The 17,421-nt window shown below is 60.2% G+C and carries 15 protein-coding genes and 4 pseudogenes; 9 read left to right on the top strand and 10 right to left on the bottom strand.

What is annotated here, in order from left to right; genetic code table 11:
- Positions 1-162 precede the first annotated feature (162 nt).
- The 4 genes from P3T21_RS07715 to P3T21_RS07730 form a co-directional block, all read right to left on the bottom strand.
- Entirely contained in the window at positions 163-324 is a 162-nt protein-coding gene (locus P3T21_RS07715; protein ID WP_429255333.1) for a hypothetical protein, read from the bottom strand.
- A gap of 22 nt (positions 325-346) precedes the next feature.
- Positions 347-478 carry a hypothetical protein gene (locus P3T21_RS07720; protein WP_429255334.1) on the bottom strand — a complete coding sequence of 44 codons (132 nt, stop codon included), beginning with the start codon at positions 476-478 and terminating at the stop codon, positions 347-349.
- On the bottom strand, positions 475-1,512 hold the full coding sequence (locus P3T21_RS07725; protein ID WP_429255335.1) for a LysR substrate-binding domain-containing protein: 1,038 nt from the start codon (positions 1,510-1,512) through the stop codon (positions 475-477). Before P3T21_RS07725 ends, P3T21_RS07720 begins: the two co-directional genes overlap by 4 nt.
- A gap of 227 nt (positions 1,513-1,739) precedes the next feature.
- On the bottom strand, positions 1,740-1,868 hold the full coding sequence (locus tag P3T21_RS07730; RefSeq protein ID WP_429255336.1) for a hypothetical protein: 129 nt from the start codon (positions 1,866-1,868) through the stop codon (positions 1,740-1,742).
- Between the two features lie 865 nt (positions 1,869-2,733).
- Here P3T21_RS07730 and P3T21_RS07735 point away from each other — a divergent pair.
- Complete coding sequence (locus P3T21_RS07735; RefSeq protein ID WP_429255337.1) at positions 2,734-3,060, top strand: response regulator transcription factor; 327 nt, start codon at positions 2,734-2,736, stop codon at positions 3,058-3,060.
- 45 nt (positions 3,061-3,105) lie between these two features.
- On the opposite strand, the gene P3T21_RS07740 is transcribed toward P3T21_RS07735, so the two are convergent.
- The 5 genes and pseudogenes from P3T21_RS07740 to P3T21_RS07760 form a co-directional block, all read right to left on the bottom strand.
- On the bottom strand, positions 3,106-3,780 hold the full coding sequence (locus P3T21_RS07740) for a response regulator transcription factor (RefSeq protein ID WP_429255568.1): 675 nt from the start codon (positions 3,778-3,780) through the stop codon (positions 3,106-3,108).
- 692 nt (positions 3,781-4,472) lie between these two features.
- Positions 4,473-6,026, bottom strand: coding sequence for a DHA2 family efflux MFS transporter permease subunit (locus P3T21_RS07745; protein ID WP_429255338.1), 1,554 nt, complete (start codon positions 6,024-6,026; stop codon positions 4,473-4,475).
- Positions 6,027-6,110: 84 nt separating this feature from the next.
- Positions 6,111-7,427, bottom strand: a complete 1,317-nt coding sequence (locus P3T21_RS07750; RefSeq protein WP_429255339.1) for an HlyD family efflux transporter periplasmic adaptor subunit — start codon at positions 7,425-7,427, stop codon at positions 6,111-6,113.
- A 34-nt stretch (positions 7,428-7,461) separates the two neighbouring features.
- Complete coding sequence (locus tag P3T21_RS07755) at positions 7,462-8,979, bottom strand: efflux transporter outer membrane subunit (RefSeq protein WP_429255569.1); 1,518 nt, start codon at positions 8,977-8,979, stop codon at positions 7,462-7,464.
- 276 nt (positions 8,980-9,255) lie between these two features.
- Positions 9,256-9,561 (bottom strand): annotated as a pseudogene (locus P3T21_RS07760) (lecithin retinol acyltransferase family protein); the annotation flags it as partial.
- A gap of 545 nt (positions 9,562-10,106) precedes the next feature.
- On the opposite strand from P3T21_RS07760, the pseudogene P3T21_RS07765 reads away from it, so the two are divergent.
- Both P3T21_RS07765 and P3T21_RS07770 read left to right on the top strand, forming a co-directional pair.
- Positions 10,107-10,334 (top strand): annotated as a pseudogene (locus tag P3T21_RS07765) (NAD-dependent epimerase/dehydratase family protein); the annotation flags it as partial.
- A 70-nt stretch (positions 10,335-10,404) separates the two neighbouring features.
- The gene (locus P3T21_RS07770) at positions 10,405-10,905 is read left to right on the top strand and encodes an Ohr family peroxiredoxin (protein WP_429255340.1); all 501 of its coding nucleotides are present in this window, start codon (positions 10,405-10,407) and stop codon (positions 10,903-10,905) included.
- Between the two features lie 175 nt (positions 10,906-11,080).
- Here P3T21_RS07770 and P3T21_RS07775 read toward each other — a convergent pair whose 3' ends face one another.
- Positions 11,081-11,269, bottom strand: a complete 189-nt coding sequence (locus P3T21_RS07775; RefSeq protein WP_429255341.1) for a hypothetical protein — start codon at positions 11,267-11,269, stop codon at positions 11,081-11,083.
- A 595-nt stretch (positions 11,270-11,864) separates the two neighbouring features.
- Between P3T21_RS07775 and P3T21_RS07780 the strand changes: the two genes are divergently transcribed.
- The 6 genes and pseudogenes from P3T21_RS07780 to P3T21_RS07805 form a co-directional block, all read left to right on the top strand.
- A complete protein-coding gene (locus tag P3T21_RS07780) occupies positions 11,865-12,542 on the top strand; it encodes a DedA family protein (protein WP_429255342.1) in 678 nt (225 codons plus the stop codon).
- A gap of 253 nt (positions 12,543-12,795) precedes the next feature.
- Positions 12,796-12,984: pseudogene (locus P3T21_RS07785) on the top strand (RNA polymerase subunit sigma-24); the annotation flags it as partial.
- A gap of 471 nt (positions 12,985-13,455) precedes the next feature.
- Positions 13,456-14,235, top strand: coding sequence for an acetoacetate decarboxylase (locus tag P3T21_RS07790; protein ID WP_429255343.1), 780 nt, complete (start codon positions 13,456-13,458; stop codon positions 14,233-14,235).
- A gap of 19 nt (positions 14,236-14,254) precedes the next feature.
- A complete protein-coding gene (locus P3T21_RS07795) occupies positions 14,255-15,037 on the top strand; it encodes a 3-hydroxybutyrate dehydrogenase (protein WP_429255344.1) in 783 nt (260 codons plus the stop codon).
- A gap of 16 nt (positions 15,038-15,053) precedes the next feature.
- Positions 15,054-16,352 (top strand): DUF3734 domain-containing protein, encoded by a 1,299-nt coding sequence (locus P3T21_RS07800; RefSeq protein ID WP_429255345.1) that lies wholly within the window; start codon positions 15,054-15,056, stop codon positions 16,350-16,352.
- Positions 16,353-16,716: 364 nt separating this feature from the next.
- Positions 16,717-17,328: pseudogene (locus P3T21_RS07805) on the top strand (sigma factor-like helix-turn-helix DNA-binding protein); the annotation flags it as partial.
- Between the last annotated feature and the right edge of the window lie 93 nt (positions 17,329-17,421).

Consider the following 17,421-nt stretch of genomic DNA (forward strand, 5'->3'; position numbering starts at 1 on the left):
CATTTCGTGAGGATACACCTCAGCGACCGCGGCGCCATCGGGAGTGGTCGGAGGGACGTGGTGGGATCGGCGTTCACGCTACGCTGACTGCCGCCGGGATGGAATGCAGCCGCCGAAGCCGAGCATCGCGCCGGCCATCTTCCCGGCGCAATCCGCGCCGCCTCACACTGAGGTGCCGGGCAGGACCAGCAGCAAGGGCCACAGGTAGTTGATCAGGTTCGCCTCGGCGACGGGCGCCAGCCGGAATGCCGTCACCAGGCTGTCGTGATACTCGAACGGGCAAACGATGCCGGGCGCGCCATCGTCCGCAAAGGCACGCGCCATTCGCGGGCGCGAAGCAGGCACGTCACACTCCCGACGACAGCGCCACGCCCGTCAGCAATAGCGGAGGCACGTCGGCACGTGGGAGGCCTGCGTCGCGAACTGCGCCCAGAGGATAATCGCGCCGGCCGCGCACAGCCGCCAAACCGGAATTCATGCCGCCATCTTCTCTCTCGAAGTCTCGGTGTCATCCGCGTTAAAGCCGGTCAGGTAATTCAGATTGAGTGCGCGGATCTGCTCGGTCATGAAGTCGACAAACACACGAATGCGTGACGGCAAATGTTGTCGGCAGAGATAGCAGATGTAGTGACCCCGGTCGTCCGGCACATACGGCCTTAAAGCCATGACGAGCTCATTGCGCGCGATGTAATCGCATATTTGATATCCGGGCATCTGGGCGATTCCGCGACCTTCCAGGACCGCCTTCAGTACCAGGTCTGTGTCATTGAAGGTCAATCTGGCGGTCGGCAGAGACTTTCGCATATGGCCGTCTACCTTGAACTCCCACTCAAGGGCGCGCCCGCTGCAGAATCTTAAATTGATACAGTCGTGCTCACACAGATCTTCAAGGGTGGACGGCAGTCCCCGCTTTTCGGCATAGGCACGGGATGCGCAGACTACCATCTGCATAGGAATCAACCGTTTCGCAATGATGCAGGAGTCCTCGATGCATCCATCGCGAAACGCGACATCGATCTGTTCTGCGGGGAAATCTGCTGGCCTGTCATCCAGAAGCAGGTCGACCGCGATATCGGGGTAGACCTCGGAGAACCTGAAAAGCAGCGGAGCAACCACCTTGCGGCCAAATCCAACTGTCGAACTGATGCGAAGCAAGCCGCGAGGCGGACCATGGCGGAGATCCAGCATATCGTTCATTGCCTCGACGATATGGGCCACGCCCTGGTTGCAGTTCTCGAAGAACCTCTCGCCCTCTTGCGTCAGGTTTGTTGTCCTCGTCGTTCGGAGAAACAGGCGAGTGCTTAGCTGCATTTCAAGCTTCTGAACATTTCGACACACAGCCGAGCGTCCGATCCCCAATCGCTCGGCGGCTTTGACGAAGCTTCCCTCTGTAGCGACCGCCATGAACGCGATGATCCCCGCGTAGCTCGTCGCGAAACAGGTAGACAAAGCGTCAGCGCTATCTGGCAGGCCAACGCGAAAGCCGTGCTGCGATGTATCCGATTGATCCATTGATGGCTCCTACTATTGACACATGCATGGCCGTGCTGTGGGGGGCGCCAGCATGCGTTCTGGAATCGACATCGACTGTCGTGTTGTTGCACCTATGATGTGGCGGGTCATTGACGCAGCCCCAGCAGGAATGCAAACGGCAGCGCGTGCAGCAGGACGTCGCGCCCGGACAACGCACGCAAGTGAAGAACGTTCACGGCGCTCATTTCAGATTTGCGTTGCGCCAGCTATTGCAGGCAAATGCGGCGCAGGTCCACTGTTCGCCGATACACGTTTCTGTTAAGCCACGGTACAAACGTGTACTCGTCGTACGCATTTCCGCCGACCAGGATCCAGTTGTGCAGTCTGTTGAACATGGCTTGTCTCCTCAAAACTGGCCGTCACACCACACGGCGTGCTGGGAGCGCACAGCGCGATCGCACCGGCCATGAGACAAAGATAGGCGCGCGGGCGCCACAAAACCATTCTACGGACGGGTGGTGCTGCCCCTACATAGGCTTCGAACGCTCATACCAGGGTATAACCCGCGGGACCGGGGCACGCGCCGCAAGGTGTCTGCGCGCTTCAGTCGCGAAGCGTCGGTTTCGTGCGTACGGTGTCTAGAGTGTAGTGAGGAACATATCTCGTGTTGACGCTCAACAGTCTCATAAGCATGCTCGTTTCGTCTCAAGCACACAGCGAGCAACGTATGCCACGGTAGGGAGTACCGACGCGGCGAGGGTCGACGCGAGAGACAACAGACGAAGAAAGTCTGCTCATATTGCGTCCCTGCTGCCCTTGCAACTGCACACGACGCATCGGCCGCCCTGTGGTGAGGATCCTGCGCATCGTCGAGGAAACAACCGGAAACAACCGCTGTGGCACAAGCGCCGGCGGTCTGCATGTGCCGATCAGGATGTGTAGCACTCTACTCATACGGCCGCGATGCAAGGAACGCCAGGACTCATATTAAAGTATGAGTTTGCCGTTTCAGCGGACCTGAAAGCCGTACCTGGCCTCGCCGGCCTTCGAGCAGGATTGAGCGATGTGCTTGCGGCGCACTAATACGTTTGTATGATTCTCGGTCACCGGTATGAGAATTACGATGGGTATCGTAGACGCACGCGGTGGCGTTCTTGCCGCGCGCGGCGGTGTTCTGGCTATGCGCCCTCCCTTTCCTAAAAGTCGAGGCTGGTTTTGTGTTCTGCTCAGATAGTCGCGATTGTCGATGACGACGAGGCCGTGCGCCTCGCGACGGAGACTCTTGTACGCTCGTTCGGCAGGCATACACGCCTGTTCGCATCCGCAGAGGAATTCTTGCAATCCGGCCACATCGCCGAGACGTCGTGCCTGATCTCCGACATCATGATGCCCGGCATGTCGGGGATCGCGATGCACGACCGCGTACTGGCACTCGGATATGCGCCGCCGACCATATTCATCACGGCGTTCCCGGGGGCCGACCTGAAGGCGAAGGCGCTGGCGAACGGCGCGCTGGCTGTACTCGACAAGCCGGTTGATGTCGACGCCATCGCACATTGGCTCAGCGTCGCGCTGGACCTGCCGTAGCGGATCGACGACAGGCCGGAACGGCGCTTCCCGATCTCGCCGATTTCAAGACGACTTCTGGGGCCGTGGATTAACGCCCAGTGATTCTGATTTTCTGACGAGATCCGCGACGGATCGCGCCGCCATCTTTTTCATTACCTGGCCTCGGTGAATCTTCACGGTAATCTCACTGAGATTCATTTCGGAGGCAATTTGCTTGTTCATCAGTCCGGCCACGACGAACCCCATGACTTCTCGTTCGCGCGGTGTCAGCGAGTCGTAGGCGGCACGAAGCGCCGCGATCGATTGTTCGGCCGCAAGACGCTCACCGTCGCGCGCCAACGCATTAGTGACTGCGTCCAGCATGTCCTGGTCGCGAAACGGCTTCGCGAAGAAGTCGACTGCCCCAGCTTTCATGGCCTTGACTGTCATCGCGATATCGCCATGCCCTGTCATGAATACGATCGGCATGTGCACACCGCTCTTCGCAATCTGTTCCTGAAAGGCAAGGCCGCTTTCGCCGCGCAGCCTGACATCGAGAACCAGGCAACTGGGCGCATCGCACTTCGGGAAAGCAAGAAAGTCCTGCGACGATTCGAATGTCTCCACGCGTAGCCCGACCGAGCGCAGCAGACCGCCGAGGGCGAATCGCATCCCCTCGTCGTCGTCGACCACATAGACCACTGGCTCCTTGCGGTCGTGTGGGCCCTGGACCGAAGTCGAATGCGGCCCCAAACTCATCTCGCCTCCTTCCGCCCTACCGGCCGTGCACGCAGCGGCGGGTCTGACAATGTCGTCCATGACGCCGCGAGCAGCAATGGACCCGTTCCGGCGAATCCGTCCTTCGTGACGGCGTCCATCCATGCCAGGTACGCGCCACCGACCGCTGACGTGCCCGTCGGTGGTCCTGGGCCGGTCGTCCAGAGTCGACCGCCGGATACACTCACGTTGTGTTTCTCGTCTGACAGTTGCACGTCACCGCCAGCGATCACCGTAGGTATTCTAGTACGACTGTGTTAGCGCGACGTGAAGTCGCGTAGAGGATTGTTCATCTGGGTTCGCCCGGAAGAGAAACCGATGAAACCGATTGTTCCGTCAATCGGAAGCTGCCCGGTGCGTCCTGGGTGGGTGACGACTCGGTGTGAAGCCACCGGAACAATGTAACTCGTTCCGTGAACGGCGGTACGCCTGCGAGGAAGTGCCGTTTTCTGCGAGCGCCAGGGCGGATGGGGTGCCAGGTTGAGCAGCACGGTTAGCCAGGCAAGCCAAAGGCGCTGTCAGGCTTGGGCCTAAAAGGCATGCGGCCGGATGTCCCGCTTGACACTCGGGACACACGGACATTGTGACTGTCGGCTGTTTGCTCCGGGCAATCTATGGATGGCGTAAGCGTCTACCGGCGCTATCGCGGATGCCAGCGGCCAGCTGCGTAGATCTCAGTGCGCACCCGCCGCCGCACCATGGCCGCCCTTGCCGGGCCTGGTCAGCCAGACCAGCGGAATGATCACAATGAAGATCATCGACGAGAGCCAGAAGATATCGTTCAGTCCGAGCATCGCGGCCTGCGCATTCAGCGAGTGCTCGAAAAACGCCGCGGCCTGATCCATGCCGCCGCCGAGCGTCGCATGCAGGTTCCCGACGGCGCTCATATAGTCGGGATTGTTCACGCTCGACTGTTCGGCGAGTCGCGCATGGTGCAGGATCGTGCGATCGTTCCAGCCCGTGGAGATCAACGATGTGCCGACGCCGCCCGCGAACACGCGCACAAAGTTAGACAGGCCGGCGGCCGCCGGAATCTTGTCGGGTGACAGCCCGGACAGGATGATCGCGGTAAGCGGCGTAAAAAAGAGCGCCATGGGAATGCCTTGCAGCAGCGTCGGCAGCACCAGGGTATAAGGGTCGACGCCCGTCGTGTAATGCGAACGCATGAAGAACACGCCTGCAAAGCCGAGGAAGGCCAGCGTCGCGAGGACCCGCGCATCGGACTTCGGCATGATCTTCGCCATCACGGGCGCGAGCAGCACGGCGAAGATGCCGAGCGGCGCCGTCACGAGACCGGCATCCACCGAACGATAGCCGAGATAACCCTGAATCCACTGCGGCAAGATCACGAGGTTCGAGAAGAACACCGCGTACGAGACCGAGATCGCAATCGTGCCGCCGCGGAAATTGCGTTCTGCAAAGAGGCGAAGATCGACGATCGGGTTCTTCTCCGTGAACTCCCAGATCAGGAAGAACAGGAAGCTGATGGCGGCGATGACGGCGAGCGTGCAGATCACAGGCGAGTTGAACCAGTCGAGATCCTTGCCCTTGTCGAGCATGATCTGCAGCGACGCGACCCATGCGATCAGCGACAGCAGGCCGACCTTGTCGATGGGGAGCTTGCGCGTCGGCGATTCGCGGTCGCGGTAGATCACCCACGTCACGGCGGCGGCAAACAGGCCCACTGGAATGTTGATATAGAAGATCCACGACCAGCTATAGCTATCGGTGATCCAGCCGCCCAGCGCAGGACCCGCAATCGGCCCGACCGTCGCCGTCATCGCCCACAGCGACAGCGCCGTCGAACTTTTTTCCTTCGGATACGAGCCGAGCAGAATAGCCTGCGAGAGCGGAATCAGCGGGCCCGCAACGGTACCCTGCAACACGCGCGAAGCGAGCAGCACGATCAGGTTCGGCGCGACGCCGCACAGCCACGACGAGAACACGAACAGCAGGATCGCGGCCACGAACAGCCTGATCTGGCCGAGGCGCTGCGTGAGCCAGCCCGTCAGCGGAATGGCGACGGCATTGGCCGCCGAGAAGAGGGTGATCACCCACGTGCCTTCGTCGACGGATACGCCGAGATTGCCCGAGATGGTTGGAATTGCAACGTTGGCAATGGATGAATCGAGCACGTTCATGAACGTCGCGAGCGCGACGGCGAGTGTCGCAAGGACCAGCTTTCCGCCTGTCAGCGGAGGCGGTGCAAGTTGCATCGAGGGATTCATGTTGCTTCCAGTCTGAAGTTTTCGACAGGTCCGGCGTACTGACCTGCCAGGACGCGACTGCGAGGCGCGCCCCCGGGATGCGATTTAACCTGCGCGCTGTTTAGTGCCGCTCTTGTCGCTTGCGTCGCGCTTTGCGGAAAACTTCGACGATACGACGTTGCCCGCGGACCCCGTATGCAAAGGGACAATGTTCTGCGCGATGATCTTCTCGATCTCGGCATCTGCCTGCGCGCCGTATTCGGCAAACACATCCGTGCGATACGACGTGTTCATGGCCGCGCCGAGCTGCGGGCCCGTGTTGTTGCGCGTATCCACATCGACTTCCATCGACAGGCCGATACGCAGCGGATGCGCTTCGAGTTCCTTCTGATCGAGCTGGATGCGCGCGGGCAGACGCTGCACGATCTTGATCCAGTTGCCCGTCGCGTTCTGCGCGGGCAAGGTCGCGAACGCGCTGCCCGTGCCCGCCGAGAAGCCGACGACGCGGCCGTGATACTCAACCTTGCCGCCATACACATCAGCCGTCAGCGTGACGGGTTGACCGATGCGCATGTTGCGCAACTGGCTTTCCTTGTAGTTCGCATCGACCCACACGCCGTCGAGCGGCACGATCGCCATCAACGGCGTGCCCGACGACACGCGCTGGCCGACCTGCACCGAACGTTTCGCGATATAGCCGGTGACGGGCGCGGGCAACGTGTTGCGCGCATACGCAAGATACGCATCGCGCACTTTCGACGCGGCGGCCTGCACGTTCGGGTGCTGCTCGATCGTCGTGCGGTCGGTCAGCGCCCGGTTGGCTTCAGCCTGTTGACGTGCGGCGTCGAGCGCGGCCTGTGCGGCCGTCACGGTGTCGCGGGCGTGCGCGATATCTTCGGCCGACACGGCGCCCGTATCAGCGACGGCCTGGCGGCGGCGCAGATCGTCCTGCGCGCGGGCCAGATCGGACTGTTTCTGCGCGGCGTTCGCGGCATAGAAATCGTTGTTCACGTACAGGCTGCTCACCTGCCGCACGGTCTGTCCCAGCGTCGCTTCTGCGTTGCCGAGCGCGACTTTCGCATCCGCGTTATCGAGCGTGACCACGGGATCGCCTGCCTTCACAATCTGTGTATCGTCCGCATTCACGGCAAGGACAGTGCCCGTCACCTGCGGCGTCAGCTGCACGAGATTGCCGCTGACGTACGCGTCGTCAGTGGATTCGTGATAGCGCGCATATGTCATGTAGTACGCGCCATAAGCCGCCGCCGACATGATGACAGCCACGCCGAGCAGCGCGAGCAGCGCCTTGCGCTTGCGTGCGTTTGGTTCGTCCGCGACTCCGGCTTTCATGTCAGCTGCTGCGTCACGTTTCGCACCTGCCGCGTGGGTCTCCTCGCGCTCCGTTGTGTTGATTTCGCTCATTTCAATTCTCCAGGCAGATTCGGTGGGTAGTCGCTTAGCGCGCGGCGATGACAGGCGTACCGGGTGCGGACGCATCGGCGCGTGGCGCTGCCGCGGAATCTGCGTTCGACGTATCGACGAAACCGCCGCCCAGCGCGGAAGCCAGTGCAATCTGCTGATCGCGGCGGTTCATGCGCAAATTCGCGACGGCCTGATCGGCGGAGAGCGCGTTGACGTCGGCGTTCAACACGGTCAGTTGATTCGTGAGACCGGCCTTGTACTGCACGAGCGCGAGTTCGTCGGCTTTGCGGGCGGCGCCCTGCGCGGTCTGCGCATCGACAAGCTGCGCATCCGTCGAACGCACGTCCGCGAGCTGCGTGGCGACTTCGCTCAGCGCGGTCACGAGCGTCTGGTTGTAGGTCGCGACGGCGTAATCGAAGTCGGCGTAGCGGCCCTTCAGTTGCGCGCGCAGCTCGCCTGCGTCGAAGATGGGCAGGTGGATTGCCGGACCGATCGATGCCGTGCGGCTCGCCGCCGTCAGGAAGCGGCCGAAGCCGAATGCGTCGAGCCCGATCGCGGCGCTCAGGTTGATGTCGGGATAGAACTCGGCCTTCGCTTCCTTCACGTCGTGCGTCATTGCATCGACTCGCCAGCGCGCGGCCACGATATCGGGGCGGCGGCCCACGAGATCGGCGGGCAGGTTGTCGGGCAGGTGCACTTCGTCGCCTGTGCCGAGCGTTGGGCGCGTGATCTGCAAACCACGGTCCGGACCCGCGCCGAGCAGCGCGGCGATCTGATAGCGCGTCGTGAGAATCTGTCCGTCGAGCGATTTCAGCGCGGCGCGGCTCGTCGCCAGATTGGCCTGTGCGGTCTTGCGCTCGACCTCCGTATCCAGACCTGTCGCGATACGGGCCGTCGTGATGCGGTCGATCTGCTCGCGCTGCGTGATTTCCTCTTGCGCGATGTCGCGCAGCACATACAGGCGCGCAAGCTGGTTGTACGTGCGGGCAATCGACGTCGTCAGCGTCTCTTTCACGACTTCCGCGTCGGCCCGGCTCGCCTGAAGCTGCGAGATCGCCGCTTTCAGCGCTTCGCGATTCTTGCCCCACAGATCGAGATCATAGGATGCGCTCAGCAGGCCCTTGTTCTCCGTCTGCCACGAGCCGCCAAACGGAGGCGGCACAAAGGTTGTACTCGAGAACTGTTGACGCGTGAGCGAATAGCTCGCGTCGACGCGCGGCATCGTGCTCGCCTTCGCCGTTTCGCTGTATGCGGATGCCGCCGCAACGCGGGCACGCGCCAGGTCGAGCGTCAGGCTGCTCTTCAATGATTCGTCGATCAGCGCCTTCAGTTGCGCATCGCCGAACTGGTCGGCCCAGTTGGCGGCAGGCCAATAGCCTTGTTCGGCGGGAAGGCTATGCTGCGTCGCATACTGCTGCGGCTCGGCCGTTTTAGCGTCGCTGTGGATGCCGGCGTAGTTCACACAGGCCGATAGCACCGCCGCGAACATCACCGATACACCCAGTATCAGTGCGCGTGATGCGCGCTGTCTGATGTTTGACTGCCTGTTCATTTTTGGCCTGTCAGATCGTTGAGTAAAAAAATGCTTCGTAGAAAATCGTGGTGCACATCCGGTGCGCCCCCGGCCACACGAGACGCGACCTAAACCGTGACTGTCCAGACGAGCCGGCCTCGCGAGATCACGGAAGGTGTCCCTCACAAGGGCAAACAACGTCTTGATACCTGCCGATGGATTCCTTAAGCATCGACGTACCTGCTCACTGCGCCCGACACCCAGCACACACCATGTGCAAAAGTGTTCGCAGTTGTTGGTCAGCAATTGATATTCATCTTCGCCGAGGCGGGACCTGGCCCTCTCCACGGCATCTATTCCGGTATAAATGGCGTCTGGTTCAGACCGAACTTTTATACCTTTTCCTGCCGCAAAGCCGCGCAACGGAATATATTCAATGGGACACCGTTTCGCGGAATGGTAAAAGCCCCCGTAGTGAATAACTTGCCCATTCCCCGCATAGATTCCGTGGTGTGTATAGCCTTCCCGCTCACTAATAAGATGGGCACCAACTTCGATAGCGCGTTCTGTGCGGATCAACGCCGGCGAAGTTGCCAGGCAATCAATAAATGGAGTTTCCATGGCGAACCGCACCTTTCCCTCGTCATGCTTCGCGGACGACCGAAGATCGCGATTTGGGTAGTGGATATCAGGCTTCAGAGAATGCCGCTGAACGAGATGGCAATTGCAAGCCCGACATTGACCGCAGATAGCGTGATCCAGCCAACTAGCACCAACAGAGGTCCGAGACGAAACATGATGTTCTCCACCAACGACCTCAACCACCCGTCAACTCAGTCAAGTCAACCGCGTTGCGATGTCGGAATGGTAGGTGCCGAATCCCTGCCTTGGTAGATACACATCGGAACACTCACCGTTGCCGCGTCGACACCAATTGGCGCCGCCGGGGCACCGCCCCCGAAGTCAGCGGCTCTTGTCGATACCAATGCGCGCTAGCGCGGTATCAGCCTCACTTCGAGCCCATGACGAGGTGCTCCAATTTCATCTGCGTATCTGGATTGGTGACAAACTGGAAACACCATGAGTCCCTGGACGGCTCTACCTTCACCATCCGCGCTCACCTACTATTGACGCAGGGGTGTCCCGCAGTCTCACCAGGAATCAAGATGCACGGTGAGCATCTCGTTATGGGTGGTACCGGCCTGATCGGCAGTAAGGTCGTCGCGCGGCTTACTGCGCAGGGTCACGGCGTAGCTGCCGCGTCGCCACAAACTCGTATGAGCGCGCTGACTGGCGAAGGCCCGGTCAAGGCGCTTGCTGGCGCACAGGTCGTAGTAGATGACACCAACTCGCCGTCATTCGGGGATGATGCTGTCCTGAACTTCTTCCAGACCTGGTAACACAGGCTTCGACGAATGGATGACGGAGAGTCGGAACGCTTGTCACGGATCTCGGGAACACATCATGGACAACGAGAAGCTGCATGCCCCCCCGCTTTCCCTCCTCGACAGGTATCGCGGCCGGGATTTTGATCCTCTGTACACAACAACTGTCACCGTTTCCGGCGGCGAGACGGGACACGGCCGTGCATCTGGAGTGGCCCGTTCAGATGACGGAAACCTTGTTGTGGATCTGCGGCTGCCCGAGGAGTTCGGAGGACCCGGTACCGGGACCAATCCCGAGCAGTTGTTCGCCGCAGGCTTTGCCGCGTGCTTTCACGGGGCGCTCAACCTGCTCGGGACGCGCGCCGCGATGGAGATCAACGATACTGTTGTGGAGGTGCAGGTTTCGTTTGGTCGTGATCCCATGGATGGAGGCTATGCATTGGTCATCGATGTCCGGGTCCGGATGCCGGGTGTTGAGCGATTCGTGGCGGAAGAGCTGGTTCGAAGTGCCGAGCGCTTGTGCCCGTATGCAAAAATGGCCAGACAAGGGACCGTCAATATCGTGACCGTTGTTGACTGACGCGAGATGCACGTTCCTGTGGCGAGAGCGTGCGGAGCGCAGCGGTGACAGACTGCATCTTTGCAACCAGCCTTGTTACCCCGAGCGTGTAGCGCATGCCGTCAGTCGATTGGGTTCGTGTCAACCGGCTGATGCATACGGATCGCCATGCGATTCCATTGATCACTGCCACGGTTCACGTCAATTCCACGATTTCCTCGTCGTTGAAATGCTCAAGAAGAGCCTGGTACTCGACCTCACGCTCAGCGCAGCCGTCGGGCAGGCGGGTCAACGTCTCTGCTCGTTCTAACGCGGCCTGCTCTATCACATTCCATGCCAGAAGGCGCATGTGATCACCCGCTGATTGTTGCTCTTCCGGCAACACGGAAACCGCCGTGTGCAGTCTTCTATACCGAACAAGACGCGCATACGATGGCGTTCAGATTCGCTTCGTGCGCTATCAACGCAAACGATTTCCGAATCAATCGGGAAAGCGTACTGACAGACCTCACACAGGTCTTTCCCGCTCGAGCGTTTAACTCAGCCATCGAACCAGAACAAAGATATGAAAACGGTCGCCACTGTCGCTAGCAAGAACGTTGTCGATGAAACCGCGCTTGAGTTACACGAACTTGATCGAAGGACGACGCAAACGGCAAGGTGCACGTCCGAAGAATCCGAGGTGAACAATGGAACATCCAGACTTGGCGTTGTTGCCGACTTTGACTGTATAAATCCGTCGTCGTTACACGATGACGTGTTACGGAGTTTTTTGCGGACCTCTGAAGCGCATCTGCTTTCGGTCGCTTCCGCCGACTAACGGATAGTCTGACAACGTAAATGGATTTTGCTTCTTGCCTCGGCAATTGACCAAGACGAGAGGTCGAACACCCTGGTCACCGTCGTTACGGCATGCATTTCTCAACGTATCCGAGTCAGCTCGATACGGCCACGACGAAATCAATTTTCAGGATGGCAAAATGTTTTCCCATGAGCTGCTTTCTCGGTACGGAGCGTTGATCGTATTCTTAAGCGTACTTGCCTCATCGCTCGGCCTGCCGTTTCCTTCCATCACGACGCTAATGACGATCGGCGCGAGCATCGCCGTTGCGAGATATGACCTCGCGCGTACACTGCTTCACTCCGTCATTCTGCTCGGTGCCGCCGTTTCCGGTGGCGTTCTTGGCGACCTCCTCTGGTTTCAAGGCGGCAAGCGCTACGGCACACATGCCCTCCAGCTGGTATGCAAACTGTCGTTCACGGGGCAATCGTGCGTTACACGATTCGAGTACTTCTTTTCTCGACGCGGCGCGCGTGCGTTGATGATTGTCCGCTTTGTGCCCGGGCTTTCGCTGATCGCCGTTCCTCTTTGCGGGGCCATGGCGATCAAAACGCGTTCTTTTATTTTGTACGACTGCGCCAGCGTAAGCATATGGGCATGCGCTGGTCTCCTCGCGGGCGCGTTGTTCGCCGGTCGAATCGACGCTTTGTTCGCACACCTTCGTCAATCTGGATGGCAGGTGTCGTTGTTGGGCATCGTCCCAGTGGTCCTCCTTTCCTATATGTGGCTTGCTCGTAGAGCTCGTACACGAACCCTGGTGGCAGATAAGTCACCGGGCACGCCCCCTTGTACCGCCGACATCGCAGGCTATTGCTGATCAACGCGAGATCAAATCGGTACGAACACCGCATGCCATTCCTCAAGCGTCGAATTCATCTTCGCAACGGACTGTAGATCGATCTGCCGACCAGGCTTTTTCAAGTCGAAATCGACGCGTTGACGGCGCAGATAGTGCGGCCAAAAGGTTCACGTGTAATGTGCCCGTTGCGGCTTTGTGTGCCGGGCCACTTTCGTTTGGAGTTCGCGGGGCGGCGGCCAGAACCCGAGTGCTGGCGGCTCCTTCGTGCCCGCGCTACGGCAGCGAACTCAGCGTCAAGCTCGTGGTGCTCAACGATCAATGGGCCCTTCTGCGCTTTTTCGAAGGCAAGCTCGAATCGGTGCTGTCATTCGAAACGGACGGCGAGCGGATCGCCCGCATTCTGGTGCAGCGCAATCCCGACAAGCTGGCGCGGATCGCCGCGGCACACGGCAACACCTGAGCGCTGATATTTCTCCGGCCTGCACCCGCCAGCCTGCTTTTGATTGGTGCCGATTGGTGCCAAAGGGGCAACACCGTGAGCCCGTTTGCATGTCTACCGCGCCACGCCGCGTCCACCTACGATGACTTCGTGCGGCGCATTGCCGCTAACGACATCCGCTAAGTGCGGGTGGCCACCGTCGTGCTGTTGACGGGCATGGTGGCCGCTGTCGCCGTGGCCAGTGTCCGGGCAGAAAGCGCCGGATCGGCATTCGTCACTAGTCTCACGAGTTAGAAATTCCCATACCGAATCTGTGCCCTCGCAATCAAGGATACGTTGTCGCGATAACGCTTTAAAAATCGTAAGAGGGGTATCCGTCGAGGCATCGATATCAACAGGCGCGTTTGCAATCTATCTCTTCTGTCAAGGGAGGCACGCCGGTGCACACATGTTTATCGGTGGCTCTTTTTTAACATTTACCAGGACTATTTCATGAAAGTCGCAGACATCCACAAGAACGCATATGCGATGCCCGTGCATAACCCCTCGTATCCGCGTCCGCCGTTTCGCTTCCTCAATCGCGAGTACTTCATCATTTCATACGAAACTGACATCGATGCGCTGCGCGCGGTCGTTCCGGAGCCGCTGACGGTCGACAGCGGTCTGGTTCATTACGAGTTCATCCGCATGCCGGACTCGTCCGGTTTCGGCAACTACACCGAAAGCGGTCAGGTGATCTCGGTGATCGATGACGAAGGCCGCAAGGCCGGCTACACGCATGCGATGTATCTGGACGATGAAGGTCCGATTGCAGGCGGCCGGGAAATCTGGGGCTTCCCGAAGAAGCTCGCTTCGCCGCGCCTGAGCATCGACGGCAACGACACGCTGCTCGGCACCCTCGACTACGGGACGCAACGGGTCGCGACCGGCACGATGGGCTATAAATTCCGTCCACTGAATATCGAGGCCGAGCGGAGGAAGCTGGCAGATACGCCGAACTACCTGCTGAAGGTCATTCCGCACGTCGACGGCTCGCCGAGAATCTGCGAGCTGGTCCGTTTCTATCTGCGGGACGTGACAGTGCTGGGCGCATGGGAAGGTCCCGCCGCGCTCGAACTGCAAGCACATGCGCTGGCGCCCGTCGCCGACCTCCCGGTCAGGAAAGTCGTGGGCGCGCGGCACGTCATCGCGAATCTCACCCTCGATATCGGCGAGGTTGCCTACGACTACCTCGCCCCCGACGAAGCACTCAAGCTCGCCGTCAACCAGTAACTCACGGAGGAAATAGATCATGTCGTTGCAAGGAAAGGTCGCGCTCGTCACGGGCGCAGCAAGCGGTATCGGTGAACAATGCGCACGCACGCTGGCTGCGGATGGCGCGGCGGTCGTCATTGCTGACCTGAATCTGACAAACGCGCAGCAGGTCGCGGACAGTATCGTCGCCGCGGGTGGAAAAGCACTTGCGGTGTCGATGGACGTCACGAGCGAAGAAGCGGTCAACGCCGGTATCGAAGACGCAGTTGGCAAACTTGGCGGCATCGATGTGCTGGTGTCGAACGCGGGCATCCAGATTGTCAACCCGATTGAAGACTACGCCTTTTCCGACTGGAAGAAGATGCTCGCCATTCACCTGGATGGCGCATTTCTGACCACGAAGGCTGCTATCAGGCATATGTACGCTTCTGGAAAGGGAGGCTCCATCATCTACATGGGCTCCGTTCATTCACACGAAGCGTCGAAGCTGAAGTCGGCTTACGTCACCGCCAAGCACGGTCTGCTGGGTCTTGCTCGGGTCGTCGCAAAGGAAGGCGGTCCGCGCGGCGTGAGAGCGAACGTTGTATGTCCGGGCTTTGTCCGTACTCCACTGGTTGACAGGCAGATTCCGGAACAGGCGAAAGCGCTTGGTATTTCCGAGGCGGAAGTCGTGAAGAACGTGATGCTGAAGGAAACCGTGGACGGCGAATTCACGACCGCAGCCGACGTCGCGGAGACGGTGGCGTTTCTCGCCGGATTCGAATCGGCGGCGCTGACCGGACAGTCGGTCGTAGTCAGCCACGGCTGGTTCATGCAATGAGCACCGGGAGATAGACATGCATCGCAGTCAACGCAACGAAACCAGGCTGGCGAGTCCCCTGGAGTTGCCGCACTATGACGAAGTGGCGCTGGTCCTGCAGGGCGGCGGCGCGCTGGGTTCCTATCAGGCAGGCGTGGTTGAAGGGCTGGCGGAAAGCGGCGTCGGGCTGACGTGGATATCGGGCATCTCGATTGGTGCGTTGAACACCGCTATCATCGCTGGCAACGCGCCGGAGGATCGCGTAGAAGCGTTGCGCGGATTCTGGAACACCATCAGCCAGCCCACGGACCTGGTAGGCCATGTGGGCGCCTGGTGGCCGGCGACATTCGGTTTTTTGGACCTCGCGCAGAAATGGTCGAGCATGTGGGCCGCCAGCCGCACGTTGACGATCGGCCAGAAGGGATTCTTCACGCCGCGCTCGCCAATGGGCACCCTCGGTCTGGCCGTGAACCCGCCCAGCCAGGTCAGCTTCTACGATACGACCGCATTGCGCGCGACGCTGCTGAAGTATGCCGATTTCGACCGGATCAACGACGGCGATATCCGTGTCTCGGTCGGCGCGGTCAACGTTCGCACGGGGAACCTGGTCTATTTCGACAATACGAAGATGCGCCTCGCGCCCGAGCATTTCATGGCGTCGGGGGCATTGCCGCCGGGCTTTCCCGCGGTGGAAATCGACGGCGAGTACTACTGGGATGGCGGCCTCGTTTCCAACACGCCGCTGACCGAAATCGCCAGGGAATCGCAGCATAAGGACACGCTAGTGTTTCAGGTGGACCTGTGGAGCGCGCGCGGCAATCTGCCTGGCAATCTCTTCGACGTATCTGCGCGGACCAAGGATATCCAGTACTCGAGCCGGACCCGCACCGTCACAGCGTTCATGGAGAAGAACCGTAAGCATGCCTGTCTCATCAAGGAGCTGCTAAGGCACATCCCGGAGAACATACGGCACACCCATCCGCTCATGAGCAAGGCACAAGAGATCGCCGATGGCAGTGCGGTCAACGTGGTGCACCTGATCTACCAGAGCAAGGCTTTCGAAGGACACTACAAGGACTATGAGTTCAGCACCGAGACGATGGGCGAGCACTGGGAGAGCGGCCTCGCTGACATCCGCCGTTCGTTCCGCAATCCGGACTGGTTCTCCGTTCCGAGTCACGAAGTCGGGTTCGTCACGCATGACGTGCATCGCCTCGAAGCAGTGCCGACGTCCGTTCCTGCCAGGTCGAGCGGCGGGGCGCACACCCCCGACGCTACGCCCGACGAGCGGTCTCCGCTCGTTCGCGCGGACAAATTGAACATCGGCGCAACATGAAGCTGGTGCCAGGCCGACGAATTTGTCGAGCACCAGCGAGTCGCACGCAGCCAGATACGCATGCGCGCGACTCGCGCCACCGCCACGTCGCCATAACGGGGTAATCGTCCGGATCGTGCGGAATCTGGCGCTAGCAGTGCCGCCAATCCGGACGGATGTCACAACTTTTGTGCGCGGAACGTCTTAGAGGAAGGGGGACGTGTTCGCACCCTTCAATGAGGAAGAAATCGACCGGGTAGCGCAACGCGTCGCCACTGCCCTGCGCGAGCCTGTATGACGCGTGCAATGGAGTACCGAGGCCCACCGTTATCTTTAGAGCATCGGAGCAGCCCAATACTTCAAGAGGCATTCCATGACCGACCCGTCTGAAACGCCCGAAGGGGTCAGAGAGCGCGCCGACGACGTCTCCGTGGCATTTCTGATGCAGCTCGAGCGGCTGACCCCGGAAGCACGCGCAGCGTTCCTGCTGCGCGAGGTCTTCGACGCGGACTATGACGAAGTCGCTAAAGCCATCGGCAAGACGGAGGCCGCGTGCCGCCAGCTGGTCAGCCGTGCAAAAGCGCAACTACGCGATGAACGCCCGCGTTACGAAGTGCCGCGCGAGACACATCTCCGCCTGCTGCGTACCTTCGCGCAGGCGCTGGAGCGCGGCGATTTCCCTGCGATCAACGCCTTGCTGGCCGAAGATGCGATGCTGATCGGCGACGGCGGAGGCAAAGTCCCGAGCTCCCTGAAACCGATGGTGGGCGGCCGGCGCATCGCACAGCTTTTCTACGCTTCGTGCCTGCGCTACGGCAGCAAACTCAGCGTCAAGCTCGTGGTGCTCAACGATCAATGGGCCCTTCTGCGCTTTTTCGAAGGCAAGCTCGAATCGGTTCAGTCATTCGAAACGGACGGCGAGCGGATCGTCCGTATTCTGGTGCAGCGCAATCCCGACAAGCTGGCGCGGATCGCCGCGGCACACGGCAACACCTGAGCGCTCTTCTCCGGCCTGCACGCGCCTGCCTGCTTTTGATCGGTGCCGATTGGTGCCAAAGGGGCAACACCGTGAGCCCGTTTGCATGTCTAC

The sequence above is a fragment of the Paraburkholderia sp. GAS334 genome, assembly GCF_050436625.1.
Taxonomy (GTDB): Bacteria; Pseudomonadota; Gammaproteobacteria; order Burkholderiales; family Burkholderiaceae; genus Paraburkholderia.

Bases quoted from the DNA above. Each gene is read 5' to 3' on its own strand.
- P3T21_RS07740 (WP_429255568.1), bottom strand. From the start codon at position 3,780: ATGAGTTTGGGGCCGCATTCGACTTCGGTCCAGGGCCCACACGACCGC.
- P3T21_RS07755 (WP_429255569.1), bottom strand. From the start codon at position 8,979: ATGAACAGGCAGTCAAACATCAGACAGCGCGCATCACGCGCACTGATA.
- P3T21_RS07720 (WP_429255334.1), bottom strand. From the start codon at position 478: ATGAATTCCGGTTTGGCGGCTGTGCGCGGCCGGCGCGATTATCCTCTG.
- P3T21_RS07780 (WP_429255342.1), top strand. From the start codon at position 11,865: ATGTTTTCCCATGAGCTGCTTTCTCGGTACGGAGCGTTGATCGTATTC.
- P3T21_RS07750 (WP_429255339.1), bottom strand. From the start codon at position 7,427: ATGAGCGAAATCAACACAACGGAGCGCGAGGAGACCCACGCGGCAGGT.
- P3T21_RS07790 (WP_429255343.1), top strand. From the start codon at position 13,456: ATGAAAGTCGCAGACATCCACAAGAACGCATATGCGATGCCCGTGCAT.
- P3T21_RS07725 (WP_429255335.1), bottom strand. From the start codon at position 1,512: ATGGATCAATCGGATACATCGCAGCACGGCTTTCGCGTTGGCCTGCCA.
- P3T21_RS07770 (WP_429255340.1), top strand. From the start codon at position 10,405: ATGGACAACGAGAAGCTGCATGCCCCCCCGCTTTCCCTCCTCGACAGG.
- P3T21_RS07730 (WP_429255336.1), bottom strand. From the start codon at position 1,868: ATGTTCAACAGACTGCACAACTGGATCCTGGTCGGCGGAAATGCGTAC.
- P3T21_RS07800 (WP_429255345.1), top strand. From the start codon at position 15,054: ATGCATCGCAGTCAACGCAACGAAACCAGGCTGGCGAGTCCCCTGGAG.
- P3T21_RS07745 (WP_429255338.1), bottom strand. From the start codon at position 6,026: ATGAATCCCTCGATGCAACTTGCACCGCCTCCGCTGACAGGCGGAAAG.
- P3T21_RS07795 (WP_429255344.1), top strand. From the start codon at position 14,255: ATGTCGTTGCAAGGAAAGGTCGCGCTCGTCACGGGCGCAGCAAGCGGT.
- P3T21_RS07715 (WP_429255333.1), bottom strand. From the start codon at position 324: ATGGCGCGTGCCTTTGCGGACGATGGCGCGCCCGGCATCGTTTGCCCG.